General features: G+C 69.0%; 14 protein-coding genes and 1 pseudogene. 8 read left to right on the top strand and 7 right to left on the bottom strand.

Annotated elements, in window-relative coordinates; all coding sequences use genetic code 11:
* Positions 1–220 precede the first annotated feature (220 nt).
* Positions 221–910, top strand: a complete 690-nt coding sequence (locus ACRAKI_RS21560) for an ANL family adenylate-forming protein (RefSeq protein WP_447002314.1) — start codon at positions 221–223, stop codon at positions 908–910.
* 137 nt (positions 911–1047) lie between these two features.
* Here the strand turns inward: ACRAKI_RS21560 and ACRAKI_RS21555 are convergent, their stop codons facing one another.
* Positions 1048–1515 carry a DIP1984 family protein gene (locus ACRAKI_RS21555; protein ID WP_447002313.1) on the bottom strand — a complete coding sequence of 156 codons (468 nt, stop codon included), beginning with the start codon at positions 1513–1515 and terminating at the stop codon, positions 1048–1050.
* Between the two features lie 277 nt (positions 1516–1792).
* Here ACRAKI_RS21555 and ACRAKI_RS21550 point away from each other — a divergent pair, with 277 nt between their 5' ends.
* Entirely contained in the window at positions 1793–2431 is a 639-nt protein-coding gene (locus ACRAKI_RS21550) for an RHS repeat-associated core domain-containing protein (RefSeq protein WP_447002312.1), read from the top strand.
* Positions 2432–2809: 378 nt separating this feature from the next.
* Positions 2810–3205, top strand: a complete 396-nt coding sequence (locus ACRAKI_RS21545) for a hypothetical protein (protein WP_447002311.1) — start codon at positions 2810–2812, stop codon at positions 3203–3205.
* Positions 3206–3273: 68 nt separating this feature from the next.
* Here ACRAKI_RS21545 and ACRAKI_RS21540 read toward each other — a convergent pair whose 3' ends face one another.
* From ACRAKI_RS21540 to ACRAKI_RS21530, 3 genes are read right to left on the bottom strand one after another with little or no spacing between them, the layout of a single operon-like run.
* Positions 3274–3519, bottom strand: a complete 246-nt coding sequence (locus ACRAKI_RS21540; protein ID WP_447002310.1) for an acyl carrier protein — start codon at positions 3517–3519, stop codon at positions 3274–3276.
* Complete coding sequence (locus ACRAKI_RS21535) at positions 3512–5191, bottom strand: fatty acyl-AMP ligase (protein ID WP_447002309.1); 1680 nt, start codon at positions 5189–5191, stop codon at positions 3512–3514. The genes ACRAKI_RS21540 and ACRAKI_RS21535 overlap by 8 nt, the downstream gene beginning before the upstream one ends.
* Entirely contained in the window at positions 5188–6246 is a 1059-nt protein-coding gene (locus ACRAKI_RS21530) for an SDR family oxidoreductase (RefSeq protein ID WP_447002308.1), read from the bottom strand. The genes ACRAKI_RS21535 and ACRAKI_RS21530 overlap by 4 nt, the downstream gene beginning before the upstream one ends.
* 83 nt (positions 6247–6329) lie before the next feature.
* Here ACRAKI_RS21530 and ACRAKI_RS21525 point away from each other — a divergent pair, with 83 nt between their 5' ends.
* The gene (locus ACRAKI_RS21525) at positions 6330–6887 is read left to right on the top strand and encodes an EF-hand domain-containing protein (RefSeq protein WP_447002307.1); all 558 of its coding nucleotides are present in this window, start codon (positions 6330–6332) and stop codon (positions 6885–6887) included.
* Positions 6888–7766: 879 nt separating this feature from the next.
* On the opposite strand, the pseudogene ACRAKI_RS21520 reads toward ACRAKI_RS21525, so the two are convergent.
* Together ACRAKI_RS21520 and ACRAKI_RS21515 are read right to left on the bottom strand one after the other, a co-directional pair.
* Positions 7767–8009, bottom strand: a pseudogene (locus tag ACRAKI_RS21520) (helix-turn-helix domain-containing protein); the annotation flags it as partial.
* Between the two features lie 80 nt (positions 8010–8089).
* Entirely contained in the window at positions 8090–8857 is a 768-nt protein-coding gene (locus tag ACRAKI_RS21515) for a transposase (protein ID WP_447002306.1), read from the bottom strand.
* A 111-nt stretch (positions 8858–8968) separates the two neighbouring features.
* On the opposite strand from ACRAKI_RS21515, the gene ACRAKI_RS21510 reads away from it, so the two are divergent.
* The 4 genes from ACRAKI_RS21510 to uppS all read left to right on the top strand — a co-directional run bounded on the left by ACRAKI_RS21510 (position 8969) and on the right by uppS (position 12734).
* Entirely contained in the window at positions 8969–9289 is a 321-nt protein-coding gene (locus ACRAKI_RS21510) for a hypothetical protein (RefSeq protein WP_447002305.1), read from the top strand.
* Positions 9290–9396: 107 nt separating this feature from the next.
* Positions 9397–10002, top strand: coding sequence for an ABC transporter ATP-binding protein (locus ACRAKI_RS21505; protein WP_447002304.1), 606 nt, complete (start codon positions 9397–9399; stop codon positions 10000–10002).
* Complete coding sequence (locus ACRAKI_RS21500) at positions 9999–10871, top strand: ABC transporter permease (protein WP_447002303.1); 873 nt, start codon at positions 9999–10001, stop codon at positions 10869–10871. The genes ACRAKI_RS21505 and ACRAKI_RS21500 overlap by 4 nt, the downstream gene beginning before the upstream one ends.
* Before the next feature lie 99 nt (positions 10872–10970).
* Positions 10971–12734: a polyprenyl diphosphate synthase gene (gene uppS / locus ACRAKI_RS21495; protein ID WP_447002302.1), complete on the top strand. Its 1764-nt coding sequence runs from the start codon at positions 10971–10973 to the stop codon at positions 12732–12734.
* Positions 12735–13237: 503 nt separating this feature from the next.
* On the opposite strand, the gene ACRAKI_RS21490 is transcribed toward uppS, so the two are convergent.
* The gene (locus ACRAKI_RS21490; protein ID WP_447008476.1) at positions 13238–13780 is read right to left on the bottom strand and encodes a transposase; all 543 of its coding nucleotides are present in this window, start codon (positions 13778–13780) and stop codon (positions 13238–13240) included.
* Positions 13781–13911 lie beyond the last annotated feature (131 nt).

Genomic DNA, 13911 nt, shown 5'->3' with positions numbered 1-13911 from the left:
GTGGAAGCTGCGGGCTTGTCCTCGCTGAAGCGGATCGTCTACGGAGGAAGCCCTGCGGCAACCCGCCAGGATCGCACAGGGCTATCGGATTTTCGGCCCTGTGCTGTGGCAGGGGTATGCCGCGAGTGAGTGCGGCCGGATCACGAACCTGACACCTTCGGAGCACGGTGATCCGTAGCTCTCGGCCACTGTCGGACGGCCCTTCCCCGAGGTGCAGGTCATGGTCTGCAACTCGGACTCGGGTGCGCAGCTGGCGGTCGGGGAGATCGTTGAGGTGCGCGTCCGCTCGCCGCAGATGATGGACAGCTACAACGGCAGCCCGGCATTGACCGCACAAGTCCTCCAAGACGGCTGGTACCGCACCGGGGACATCGGTTTCCTCGACGAGCGGGGATATCTGACCCTTTTGGGTCGGGTGGCCGACGTCATCAAGGTCGACGGCGTGAAAGTCCATCCGATCGTCGTCGAGGCGGAAATCCTGTCCCACCCGGGTGTCCGGCACGCCGCCGTCTACGGCGTGCGAGACGAGGACGGCAGCGAGCACATCCACGCGGCAATCGAATGTGATTCGGATGCGGTGGTCGAAGTGGGCGATATCCGTGCGCGAATCGCCGAGGTGCTGTCCCCAATCCACGTGTCCGAGAAGATCAACGTTCTGAACGCGCTGCCGATGAACGGCAACGGCAAGTCCGACAAAATGCTCCTGCGGTCGAAGTCATTCATTCTAGTGCAGACTTTTTGTTCTACATGTGACAGAAACCCTGAGGGTACGAGCGCACGAGCGGGACGAAATGGGCTCGACGTGCGGTGTGCACGTCGAGCCCATGGCGACAGGAAACCCCTTACCCACCCTCGTCGTCCGGGATCAGCGCGTGGTTGTGCGGTGTTCGGCGTGCACGGTCACCTGTGAGGTGTCCTGGGCTGCGTTGTGATCCGGGGAATCGAACCCCGCGCGCTGCCCTCCGCGCGCCGGAGGAGGTGGGCCGGATGAACCGCCGACCCGCGGTGTGCGCTCGCCTCCCGGGCGACTACCCGCTCCTGCCGTGCTCAGTCCAGAACGTCCACCTGCCAGTTCGCCTGCTGGATGTCGATGTCGATCTCACGGATGTCCCGCGCCAGCCGGTCGGCGTCCGCGCGCAGCGCGGCCACTGGCAGGGCGGAGACGTACAGCAGTTCGGAGCGGAGTTGGCGGGCCATGCCGTGCTGGTTGCGTCCCGTGGCGGCGTCGGCGGCGGCGGTGACGAGGCCGTGGCGTAGGCGTAGCGCGTCGCGGCGGGCCAAGGCATCGGTGATCGTGCCGCCGCGCAGAGGCGTCGAGGCATTGGTGCGGTTGATCCGACGGACCAACGACTCCAGTTCGTCACACGCCTCCAACGCCTGCGCCAGCAGGCTCTCAGCGTCTTCGGCGGGCATCTCGCCTTCCTGATAGCGCGCGTTGCCGGCCACTCGCGCACGCAACTGCTCGACCCGTCGCGCGACGTCGGCGCGCAACGCGAGCGCCTCACCCAGCTTCAATCCTCACCCCTCCTGTGAACAACGGATGGAGTGTGCCATGACGGTGCTCACGGAGCATCCCATTTCACGCACCGACCTTCAGACCTGGGTTCGTAGCCCGGACCACCCCTGCTCGCGCGCGGAAGACTGCCCGGCCTTGTGCCCGGTGCCAGTGGCACCGCAGCGCCAAGATCTCCGTATCCTTGTCCCGGTCGCTCAGTGCAGCAGTCGCAGCAGCGCGAAGGCGTTGGTAATGCCCAGGTAGGCCAGTCGGAGCGGCATAGTCGGTCATCATGCCGTGCTGGTCGATGCCGCGGCGGATGGCAGCCGTGTCCATGAGCGCTTCGAGGTCTTGGGCTTGTCAGCTGGTTACGGCAACCCGCGGCACCCTGGCCTCGCGCACCACCGGCGGCACCACGGTGAACCTGGCGTTCAACGCCTACGACGAGCTCGTCACCGACGGTGCCACCACCAACACCTACGACGCCTTCGGACGCCCCATCGGCACCGGCAACAACTCCCTGGCCTACCAGGGCACCGGCCAGACGATCATCTCCGCAGGCACCGACCTTCACACCCATACGCCCGGAGGGACCCCGCTCGGCGTCAAGCAGGGCGCCACCACCGCGACCGCCGTCACCGACCTGCACACCGACCTCGTCGCCGCCGTCAACCCGCCACCGGCGAGGTCACCGGATCCCGCACCTACAGTCCCTTCGGCGCGGTCCAGGCGTCCGCGGGCACCCAGCCCGGTCTCGGCTACCAACACCAGTGGACCGACCCCGCCACGGGCAACGTCAACATGGGCGCCCGCTGGTACCAACCCGGCACCGGCACCTTCGCCAGCCGCGACACCGCCGCCCTCGACCCACCGACCTGCTCAACGCCAACCGCCACGCCTACGCGGCCGCCAATCCCCTCACCCACACAGACCTGACAGGCCACACCGCTGCCGCCTGCGCCGTCCTCCTGCCCGCAGGACCAGCGGGCCCCTGCGGCAGGTGTCTGCTTCGGCGCGTTCGCGTACCTGGCCCTGGCAGGCGGGGCCACCAGCGCCGGGTTCGCCATTCCGCTGGGCGGCACCACCGCCGCCTTCCACCAACCAAAGATCAACCTCAATCCCAAGCCCAACCCGTCGCCTTCGTACGGTCGGGCCAACTACCCCGACGGCGTCAAACCCGGCTCCGGCTACAGCCCTCCGCCGACCTCCCCACCCGGCTCGTCCCTATCCGGCCACGAACCCGGATCGGGCTACTACACGGGCGGCTCCGCCGTGCCGCAACCGGTCCCGGTACCGGACGACCACGCCGAACGAGTGCTCGCCAACGCACTCACCCCCGCCACACGCCAAGCTCTCACCACAACCATCACCGCCGGCGTCCAAGCCGCCATCGACGCCGCCAACACCATGAGCGCGCTCGACCTCGGCGTCATCAATGTCGAGAACTCCGCCAGCCCGCAGCCGTTCCAGCCTGGATCCGCGTCGTACGGATCCGGGTCGTACGGATCCGGGTTCACACAACCGACCCAGGCCCAGGCATATCTGGAGGACGCCTGTTACACCGGAGGCCTCCTGCGAGCCGACGTTTTCGGCGCGGTGGGACGATCCTCAAGACTGTGGGGCTGCGGATCGTCCGATGAAGTTGCCTACTGTCCAGGAACGACGCGTCCGTTCGAACGCACCTACGAAACGTTGACGCCCTCGCTCTAGCAGCGACGACGAATTTTCGAGCAGCACAGGTGCGGCTGGGCGTGGCCGGCCACGCCCAGCCGCACGGCTCAGGTTCTGTCGATCTGCCCGGCGAGGTGCGCCGCGATGGTGTCGATGGTCGGGAAGTCCCATGCCAGCGTGGGTTCGACGAGGATTCCCCAGTGTTCTTCGATGTCGACGCACAGCCCCATGGCGTGCACGGAGTCGAGGCCGAGCGACCGCAGTGCCACCTTGGTGCCGACCTGCGACGCCGGCAACCCCAGGTATCCCGCCACGGTGTCGATGAGCCAGGCCCTCAACGCCTCGTCAGACATGGGTTCCCTCCGAGACCGCGACGACGGCGGCGACCGCCGGGGACAGCACGCTGTGCAGCGCCGGTAGTCCACCGTGGAGGAACAGATCGCGCATGTGCCCTCGGCGCACCTTGCCGCTGGTGGTGTGGCGGATCGCGTTCGACCGCACGACCACTATGCTGACGGACACGCCGAACTGCTCGGTCACGGCGTCGAGCACGTCGTCGGCGAACTTGCCGGGGTCACCCTGCGAGGCACGGCGCATCTCCTGCACCAGCACGACGTGTTCCCCCGAATCGGCATCCCGTACGCCGAAGGCCGCGCCCCTGCCCGCGTCCGGGTGTGCCTCCCGCGCCGAGAACTCGATGTCCTGCGGGTACAGGTTCCGGCCGCGGACGATGATGAGTTCCTTCAGCCGCCCGGTGACGTACAGCTCTCCGTCGAGGAGGAATCCCAGGTCGCCTGTCCGCAGCCACCGTCCGGCCGAGTCTGTGGTGAAGGTGGCGCGCGTCGCGACGGGGTCGCCGTGGTAGCCCGCGGCCAGACTGGGCCCGGCCACCCGGATCTCACCGATCGTGCCGTCGCCCACCTCGACGCCCGTGGCCGGGTCGACGATGCGCACCTCCATGTCACCGGGCTCGCCGCACCCGACCAGCGGCACGCCGTCGACGTCCGAGGTCAGTACGACCTCGCCGGCTGCCAGCGACGCCGTGGTGAACGAGCGGACGGTCGGTCCGGAACCCCGTGACGTGCAGGTCACCACCAGGGTGGATTCGGCGAGCCCGTATCCCGGGTTCAGTGCGGTGCGCCGGAACCCGACCGGCGCGAACCGGTCGGCGAACGCGTCCAGCGTGGCGATCCGGATCGGCTCGGCTCCGCTGACCGCCATCGTCAGGCAGGACAGGTCGAGTCCGTCGAGCTCCTCGTCGCGGACCCGGCGGGTCGCCCACGCGTAGCCGAAGTCGGGGGCCACGGTCCAGTCGACCCGGTAGTCGCTGATCGCGCGCAGCCAGCGGATCGGACGGGCGACCACCGCCTCCGGGGAGAGCAGGACCAGGTCGGCTTCCGCGTGCAGCGCCTGCAGTTGGAGCCCGACGAGTCCCATGTCGTGGTGGTGCGGCAGCCAGCCGCCGATCCGTCGGACGGGGACCTCGCCGCTGATCTTCGCGAACAGCTCCAGGTTGTGCGTCAGGCTGCCGTGGGTGATCTCGACGCCGCGCGGTCGGCTGGTCGACCCGGAGGTGTACTGGAGGTAGGCGACGGTGTCGGCGTCCACCTCCGGCGGCTCCCAGCAGCCGGTGTCGGCGGTCCCGTCGAAGGTGCGCGCCGACAGGCTGCCCAGCGCGGCCACGTGTGCCTCGTCGGTGAGCACCAGCCGTGCACCCGAGTCCTCGATGAGGCGGTCCACCCGGTCGACTCGGGAGGCTCCCGACAGGGGCAGGGGTGCGGGCACCGCGACGGCACGTGCGTAGAGGCAGCCGAGGAACGCGATGAGGAAGTCCAGTCCGGCGGGGTAGAGCAGCAGCACGGGTTCGCCCGCCATCCCGGATCCGGTCAGCCAGTGCGCCACTGCCTTGGCCTTCCGGTCGAGTTCGAGGTGGGTCAGTTCGACCGCCGGACGCCCGTCGGTGAGGTAGGTGACCTTCCGGTCGGAGCGCGGACGGGTGCGGAAGCGGGTCACGAAGTCCGTCATTCGGGGAGCCCCTCGCGGATGTACCAGGAGATGAGCAGGTCGAGGATCCGGGGTGTGACGGGTGGGGGCTCGGCGTCCGCGTGGGACTCGAACTCGTACTCGTACCGGAAGTAGGGGGAGGTGAACTTGCACCGCATGTTGACGATCGCTTCGAACCTGCCGAAGGGCTCGGCTTCGACGTCCGCGGCGGTGACGGCGACCAGTTCGATGGGCAGGTGCGTGGAGATCGCCGCGAACAGATCGGTCACCGGCACCGCGACCGGGGGCACGAGATGCCGCACCGGCCGGTCGAGCGCACCGCTCGCCAGCGCCAGCAGTCGGTCCACGGTGCCGTCGACCGGTGTCAGGTGCAGAGCCGCCCTCGGATGGCAGACGAAGCGGACGCGTTCGCCGGGAGTGCGTCTGGCGAACAGCGCGATCACTCTCAGGAAGTCGTAGATGCCGAGGTCGGACAACGCCCGACCGGTTCCGGAGTGGCCGACCATGACACCCAATCGGGCGACGAGCACGTCACCCTTCTGCGCTAATCCGGTCTGGGAAAGTTCGACTTCGGCCACCCTCTTCGAGTGCTCATAGTCATTCCTGAACTCGGACGGGTGGCCATATTCGGGCCATCGCTCCAACGCTCTACTCTGAGTAGTTCCGTGTTGATAGGCCGTGCTGACATGGACATACCGGGAACCGGGTTTCGCATGCCTGGCGAACATGGCCGCGACGTTGGCCGATCCGACCACGTTGACGGCGCGCAACTCGGCCTCGCGACGCGGGAAGAAGGTGATCAAGGCGGCACTGTGCCAATAAGTGCAAGGTCCGACGAACGCGTCAGACGCCGACACCCCCAGCTCGGGCTCGGCCAGCGAGAACGCTGTGACCTGCACTTTCTCGGCCATGGCGGGGTTCAGGTGCAGCGTGGCCAGAGCGTCGGAGACTTTCCTCCTGACGACTTCCTCGCTGGCGCGCGCCAAAGCGAACACCGTGTCACCGCGAGAGAGGAGCGCGCCGATGAGATGGGAGGTCACGAACCCATTGGCTCCGTCCACCACGTGATTAGCCATGGGATGACCTTCCCATGCTCGCATCGTAGACAGTAGCGTTCACACCGCCAGAGTAATCTCCTTCGGAGAGAGAGCCGCATCCCATGCTCAACGAACTACTCCAGCGGAAACTCGCGCACCTCTTCGCACTGCTGGACCTGGATGACGACGGAACCATCGACAGGATGGACTACACGGCTTCCGCAGACCGGCTCGTCACCGCATTCGGGTACGCGCCGGGCTCGTCCGAGAGCGAACTCGTCCGGGACCGCTACAACCGGTTGTGGGAGGCCGTCACGCTCCCGATGGACACCGACGGGGACGATCGCGTCGACGTCGCGGAGTACTCCTCGGGCATGGACCGGTTCGTGACCGCGTCCGAGGAGGGCTACCGGACCCACATCGCACCGGTCGCCGACGCCTTCTACGACCTGATGGACGTCGACGGCGACGGCCGGATCACCAGGACGGAGTACGTCCGCATGGCGGCCAGCGCCTTCCGCCTGTCCGAGGACGCGGGCAACGCCGCTTTCGACAAGCTCGACCTCGACGGCAACGGCTCGCTCGACCGCGCGGAACTGCACGCCGCCAACGAGCAGTTCTTCCGTAGCACGGAGGAGAACGCCAAGGGAAACTGGATCTTCGGGCCGATCCCCGTCTGACTCCGACCTGCCGGGTGCGGACCGCGCTCAGCGCACCCGGCAGGATCAGGCCATCACTTCGAGCTTCCCTCGACACCTCGGTAACCAGAACGACGCCGCGCATGCCGACCATAGGTCGTCGGGGTGATGAGGTCACTGGGAGCGAGTAGCCCGGCGCGACAGAACGTCAGCAGGACGTCGCGCTCCAACGAGGTGCATGAACTCCCGGCCACACCCACGATCACGGCTTTGTCGATGCTGCCCTGCGACGAGCACGGCGCAACTCCGACGACAGCCTGCCGGAGTGCCTGCTGCCGGGTCACGCGGCCTCGACAGTTCGGGAACGAGTAAGTACCACAGTCCGAGGTGCTCGATCACCGCAGCTCAACATCCCAGCGCGCAGTTCTGGCACCCGGAGGCCCGGGAGATCCCCGGCCTGCCCTTCGCCGTCAACTTCATCCACGACGGCCGCGACGAGCGGGGCATGGTCGAGTTCATCCGCTGCCTCACCCGCCACCGGGTGCGATGCTTTGAGGTTTCCTCTGAGCCCAGGGCTTCCGGTGGCGGTCGGGCTCAGAGTTGCGATGCCCACCACTGGCGGCCGGTTTCGCCGAGCGTGGAGATCGGGTCGTAGTACGGGTACCGGCTCCGACTGCAGGCACTCCTGATATTCGGGCAACAACCCCGCCGCCCGCGCCGCGGCCAGGGAACATGATCAGCAAGGAGCTGCTGCACTACCGGCTGTCCGGCATCACCGAAGACCGCTCCGGCGCGGTCGTCCCGGGCAACCGCCTGATCGCCAAGGTCGCGCACCCCGACATCGCCCTGCGCTTCCTGCGCCCGGTCGACCGCGCAGGTGACCGAGCTGGTCGCCGAAGGCCGGCTCACCGCCGACGAGGCCCGGCGCAGCCGCTCGACGCGGACCACGACCTCGGCCGGGGTGGCGGTGGGCTGCCGGTGCGGAGCGCTGGGGCGGTCGGCCAGGCCGGCCTCGCCGAAGCGGCGATAGCGGTTGACCCATTTCGAGGCGCACTGACGTGAGATGCCCATCTCGGCCGCGACGTGGGCGATGGGGCGGGTGCGGCAGCGTTGGACGAGGCGGTGGCGGCCTTAGACGGACAGCGGGGCGTTACGGTGGAGCACGGACGGGTCTTTCTGCTCGGCGGATGTGTTGGTCGCACTTCTCATCCTGCCGCCGAAAGACCCGTCCCTCGTCTCAGGCTCTACCAGCCGTCACCAACGTCATGACCCGCAACTGCTAGTAGATTGTCGCGGCTAACTCTGGGATATGGATGACGGAGCTTGACGCGTGCGTCGGCGGTGGTGAACTGCCAGCGGACCTGGCGTTGTTCGGCGTTGATGACATGTTGCCAGGCGGCGAGTTCGGCGTTGAGGGTGCCGTGGTCGCTGATGAGGCGGTCGAGGCATTGCCTTGACAGTGCGAACAGTGCGAACAGTTCGATCTCGACGATGTCGAGCCAGGATCCGTGTTCGGGGGTGTGGTGGATTTCCAGGCGCTGGGCGAGGGCGAAGGCCTCGTCGGGCGTAAAGGCCTCGTAGAGCGAGGCGATGCCGTGGGTGTTGAGGTTGTCCATGACCAGCACCACGGTCTCGGCGTCGGGATAGTCCAAGGTCAGGAGTTCCTTGGCCTGCCCGGCCCAGTCGATCTTGGTTCGCCGGTCCAGGGCATGCACACGGCGCCACCTTTGCAGCGGCTCTGTCCACACGAAGATCGAGCAGGTGCCGCACCGGACGTATTCGCCGTCCTCGCGGGCGTCTCGGCCCGGCCGGGCGGGGAGCGGTTCGCGGACGTGGTCGAGGAGCTGGAAGGTTTTTCGTCCATGCACACGACCGGACGGGCGGGGTCGTGCGGCCGGGCGTAGACCGCGAGCACGTCCTCCATGCGTAAGACCCGGCCGATGGTGGAGTGGTCCAGGTTCGGGATGCCCTCGGTGAGTTCGACGTGTTTCTCCAGCAATCGCAACGACCATCGGGGTGTCCGGCCGGCGGTTGCGAGCACGCCAGGGCGATCAGTCGGACCTCGACCTTTCCGGTTACGGGGGGATGGCACCGGCGGAAGATCCCGCTTCTTCCGCGACACCGTGGCCGGCGCATTGCCGCCGGTCTCGGCGAACCGCTTGGCGACCAGCCGCAGCATCTCGCCCGACACCCCGAGCCGGGCCGCGATCACCTCCTTCGGATCCGGCTCGCCCACCGAGACATCCAGTTCCAGCAGCACCTGGGCCCGCCTGATCGACGACGCCGGATGCACACCGGTAGTGGTCAGCCGGATCAACGCTTCACGATCCCGCGCCGACAACCTGACCGGCCGCTTCATCTGGGACACCATCTCAACAGTCCTTATCCGGCAGGGAGAAGGTCCTGCCGGACGACAGCATCTCGGCCACAAGCACCATAACTAAGCAGCGACACGCTACTAGACCATCGGAGTGAAGGCTCGTACCTTCTCCGCGTCATGATCGTTGGACGATCCGATTACGGTTGATCCGGATGCATGGGGGAAGTAAGCGTGGAGGTCAGAGGTGTGCGTCACGCCTATCGCCGGCGTGTCGTCTTACGGGGCGTCGACCTGCGGCTTCGTCCGGGCACGCTGTGCGGGGTCGTCGGGGAGAACGGTGCGGGTAAATCGACTCTGCTGAAGATCCTGTCCGGTGAGTTGCGGCCCACTCGCGGCACAGTCCGTCACGCTGGTCCATTCGGGTACTGCCCACAGCAGGCAGTCCTCAATGACGCGCTGACCGTGCGGCAGCACCTGGAGTTCTTCCGGAAAGCTTATTGCCTGACCGATCTGCGGTATGCCGAAGAGATCATGGCTGTGCTGGACTTCACCGGGTACGTCGACGAACGCGTCGGCGTGCTCAGCGGTGGGACGCGGCAGAAGCTGAACGTGACGCTGGCTCTCATGCACAACCCGCGGGTGCTCCTGCTGGACGAGCCCTATCAGGGCTTCGACTGGGACACCTACCAGCGGTTCTGGGATCTCGCCGCGCGGTTGCGCGATGCGGGGCGTTCGGTGCTGGTGGTATCCCACCTCGCCTACGACACCGAGCGGCTGGACGAGTTGTGGCGCCTCGACGACGGCGTGCTCCGCCGCGACGAGGCGGTGTCCGCGTGAGGGCCCACTTAAGCTGGTTCGCCACGGCCACCCGGTTCGCGCTGATCGAGCACGGCCGCAACCGGTTCGCCCTGCTCCTCGTGGTCCTGTTCATCCCCCTGTGGACGACCCTGGCCTACCTGGCGATGCCCGACACCCCCGCGTCCCTGCGGCTGCGCGCCACGGGGGAGACCCTGGCGCCGCGGGGGAACGAACTGACGGAGATCAGCGGCGCGCTCAACGCGGTCACCCTGATCACCGGTTTCATGATGTTCGCCGCCACGTTCTCCGGCAGCCGCTTCGACCGCCGACTGGCGATGGCCGGCTATCCCCGCACCCACCTGGTGCTGGCGAAGGTCACCGCGCTGGCCCTGGTCTCGGCGGCGGTCGCCGCCTACGCCACCGCGGTCACCTGCCTGGCGTGGACACCACGGCAGCCGCTGCTGCTCGCCGCCGCGCTGTTCTGCGCCGGGCTCACCTACGGCGCCCTGGGCGTCGGCTTCGGCTCGGTGCTGCGCCGGGAGGTCGAGGGGATGTTCGCCATCGTGATGACCAGCATCATCGACCTCGCGCTCCAGAACCCGATCGTGAGTTCCGGGGCCGACAACCCGATCGTGCGCTTCCTGCCCTCTTACGGTGCCATGCAGGCCAGCACGGCGGCCGGGTTCTCCACCAGCCCGGTGCCGGCCTACCTGGCCATCCAGCTCACCTGGTTCGCGGTGGCGGCCCTGATCGCCCTGGTGGGCTTCCGTCGCGGCACCCGCAGCACCCTGCCCGCCATCGCACGGGCTCCCGCGCCCGAGCCGGGAAGCGACTCCTCCCTCGCCCCGCCCCGCCGACCCCCCGCCCCCTCGGCGTCGGCGTCGGCGTCCGACACGACAGCACCCTGAGGTCCCGGTCCCCAGATGCGCACACGCCCCCAGCCCGATCCCACACCCCTCCACGCGCCCGTGCCCACGCGGCGGGCCCGAGCCACAGGCCGTGCGCCGATGGGCGAGGACCCCCTCGTCCAGGCGGCATACCGGCTGTGTCGCCGCACCACACGAGCGCACGACCCCGCCGTCCACGCCCTCGTCCAGCTCATGCCGGCCGCGCTGCGCCCGGCGTGCTGGGCCCTGTGGGCGGCAGCCAACGCCTTGGACGACCTGGCCGACCGGCCAGGCGTCGAGCCGGCCCGGCGCGCGGCCGACGTCGAGGCGTGGACCAAGGCCCTGGAGCACGACCTGTCGGTGGGCACGAGCACCGATCCGGTCCGACACGCCCTGGTGGACGCGGCGGCGCGGTGGCGCCTGGACCTGTCCGGCCTGCAAGGCGCGATGGCCACGACGCGGGACGACGCCCACGGTCTGCGCTTCACCAACTGGGCCCAGTGGCGGGCCTGGTGCAACCGGGAAGTGGTGCCCTGGGTCGACCAGGTGCGACAGCTGTTCGACCAGGCCGGGGCGCCGATGACGCTGCGGTTGGACCGGCAGGCCGACTACCGGCACTTCGTCGACGGCGCCCAGCTCACCGACCTCCTCACCGACCTGGGCACCGACCTGGCCCAAGGCCACCTGCTCCTGCCGCAGGACGCCATGGAGCCCTTCCCCGGTGCGGAGGAGGACCTGATCGGGGGCCGCTGGAGCCCGGCCGTGGCGGCCCTGGTCGCCGACCTGACCGCCCTGGCCCGCCGATGGCTGACCAGGCCCGCTTTGACCAGGGGAATGCACCCCGGCCCCGCCACCGTGCTCGACACGGCGGCCGTGCTGATGCGCCTGCAACTCGACGCCATCGACGCGGCCGGCCCCACCCTGCTCGCGCGTGCCCCGCGCGCGTCCGTCATCGCCCGCGCCCGCGTGCTGCTCCCCGCCCGCCTGCGCTCGGCCCTGGTGTGGGGCCTGAGCCCCCTGACCGCGCCGGGAGTCCGGCTCCCCGCGGCGGTGAAGGTGAGCGAGCCGGGCCCGGCGTCCGACGACACCGCGCTCCGGCCCCCGCCGCCGCATCGCGACGGCGCCCGACCCCCGCGCATCGCCACCGACAAGATGCCCAACCACGTGGCGGTCATCATGGACGGCAACGGCCGCTGGGCGCAGCAGCTCGGCCTGCCCCGTCAGGAAGGTCACCGCGCCGGCGCCGCCGCCGCTCACGACGTGGTGTACGGCGCCCTGGAAATCGGCCTGCGCCACCTGACCCTCTACGCGTTCTCCACCGAGAACTGGGGACGCGGCACCGAGGAAGTCGCCACGATCTTCGAAGGGGTCCGACGTGAACTGGACGAGGGCCCCCTGCACGGCCTGGACGTGCGCCAGCGCTGGTTGGGCCGCCCGGACAGGCTGCCCGGGGACCTCGTCGACGCCATCAGGCGCGAAGAGCACCGCACCCGCGACCGCACCGGGCTGACTCTCACCATCTGCCTCGACTACGGCGGCCGCGACGAGATCGCCCGCACCGCCGCCGCACTCGCCCAGGCCGTCCGGGACGGTGACGTCGACCCCGACCTCATCGGCCCGGACGACTTCGCCCGTCACCTGCCCCACCCCGACATGCCGGATGTCGACCTGCTGTGGCGCACCGGCGACGAGCAACGCACCTCCAACTTCCTGCCCTGGCACGCCGCCTACGCCGAGCTGTACTTCACCCCCGACCACTGGCCCGACGTCGACCGACGTGACCTGTGGCGGGCCATCACCGAGTACGGCCGCCGCCAACGCCGCTACGGCGCCGCCCCCCTCGCTCCCCCCGACCGCAGCGGCGGTCCGGGACAAGAGAGCTGACTGCTGTTGAGCCGAAAGCGGTCGGTTGCCTACATGGCGGCGTAGCGGACGTGCGGGGTGCGGAAGTGGCCGCGGACGATGTGCGGCTGGTGCCGGCGGCGGTGCGGGAGCGTCGGATCTCGTGGGCGAGCCGGTTGGCGCTGTGGGCGCGGGAGGCGTTGACGTTGCGCTTGAGGTCGGCGTTGGCATCGAGCCAGGAGCGGACGGCCTTGCTGCGGTGCACGGCGTTCCGGTCTGCGATGACGTGCACCTCCCGGTCGGCCTGGCGCACGTCGGCCGCGGGCGAACAGTCCGATGGCCTGTTCGGTGACGCCACCGTAGGGGGACGCCGGTCTCCACGGGTGGGTGTTCCTTGTTGTCGCGGCCGGCGCGCCGGAGCCTCGGGGTACGGCGGCCTGTCGACTGCGGGGTGTGATGAGGATGGCGGTGCCCGACGGCCACCCGGTGAAACGGGCCCCCGGCGAAGTCCGGGCCGACCGGTCGCGCTTGTTGCTGGTGGCGCGTCACGCAGCCTTGGCCGGGTAATGGGTCCAGGTGCGGATGGGCGAGTCGGTGGCGAAGCCGGTCTTGGGCCGGGCTCGGGCGTTGCGCCAACGGATGAACGAGCCGATGGTGGCGTTCTGCTCGGCGTGGGAGAGGTGGTCGGTGCCGTTGAGGGCCAAGTAGCGCAGGGCGGCGAACTCCGCCTCGATCCAGTTCAGCCGACTGGAGTAGGTCGGCAGGAACACCAACTCGGCGTCGTTGTCGGTGGCCCACTGGCGGACGTCGGGGTGCCGGTGCGGGGAGAAGTTGTCCATGCCCAGGTGGAGCCGCTGGTCGGGCCACCGGGCGCGCAGGGTCTTGAGCAGGTCGAGGAACTCGCGGTGGCGTTTGCGGCACCGGATGCGGTAGTGGATCTTTCCGGTGGTCAGGTCGAGTGCGGCGAGCATGTGCATCCCGCCGTGGTGGCGGTTGTAGGTCGCCCGTAATCGGCGCGGCGACCCGGCGGGTCGCCAGGCCCTGCCTTGCGCGGCATCAGGTTGAGCGGTCCGAACTCGTCGACGCAGACCACCCGCCCGTCGCCGGGCGGATGGTCGTAGAGGTCGAGGATGCGGTGCATCTTCGCGAGGAAATCCGGGTCGGTGGACGCCTTCCAGGTGGTGGTGACCTGCCAGGAGACGCCCGCGTCGCGCAGGCT

It is taken from the genome of Saccharothrix isguenensis (genome assembly GCF_052936305.1).
Note: the sequence above shows the minus strand (reverse complement) of the source record. Positions and strands in the feature narration are given on the sequence as shown.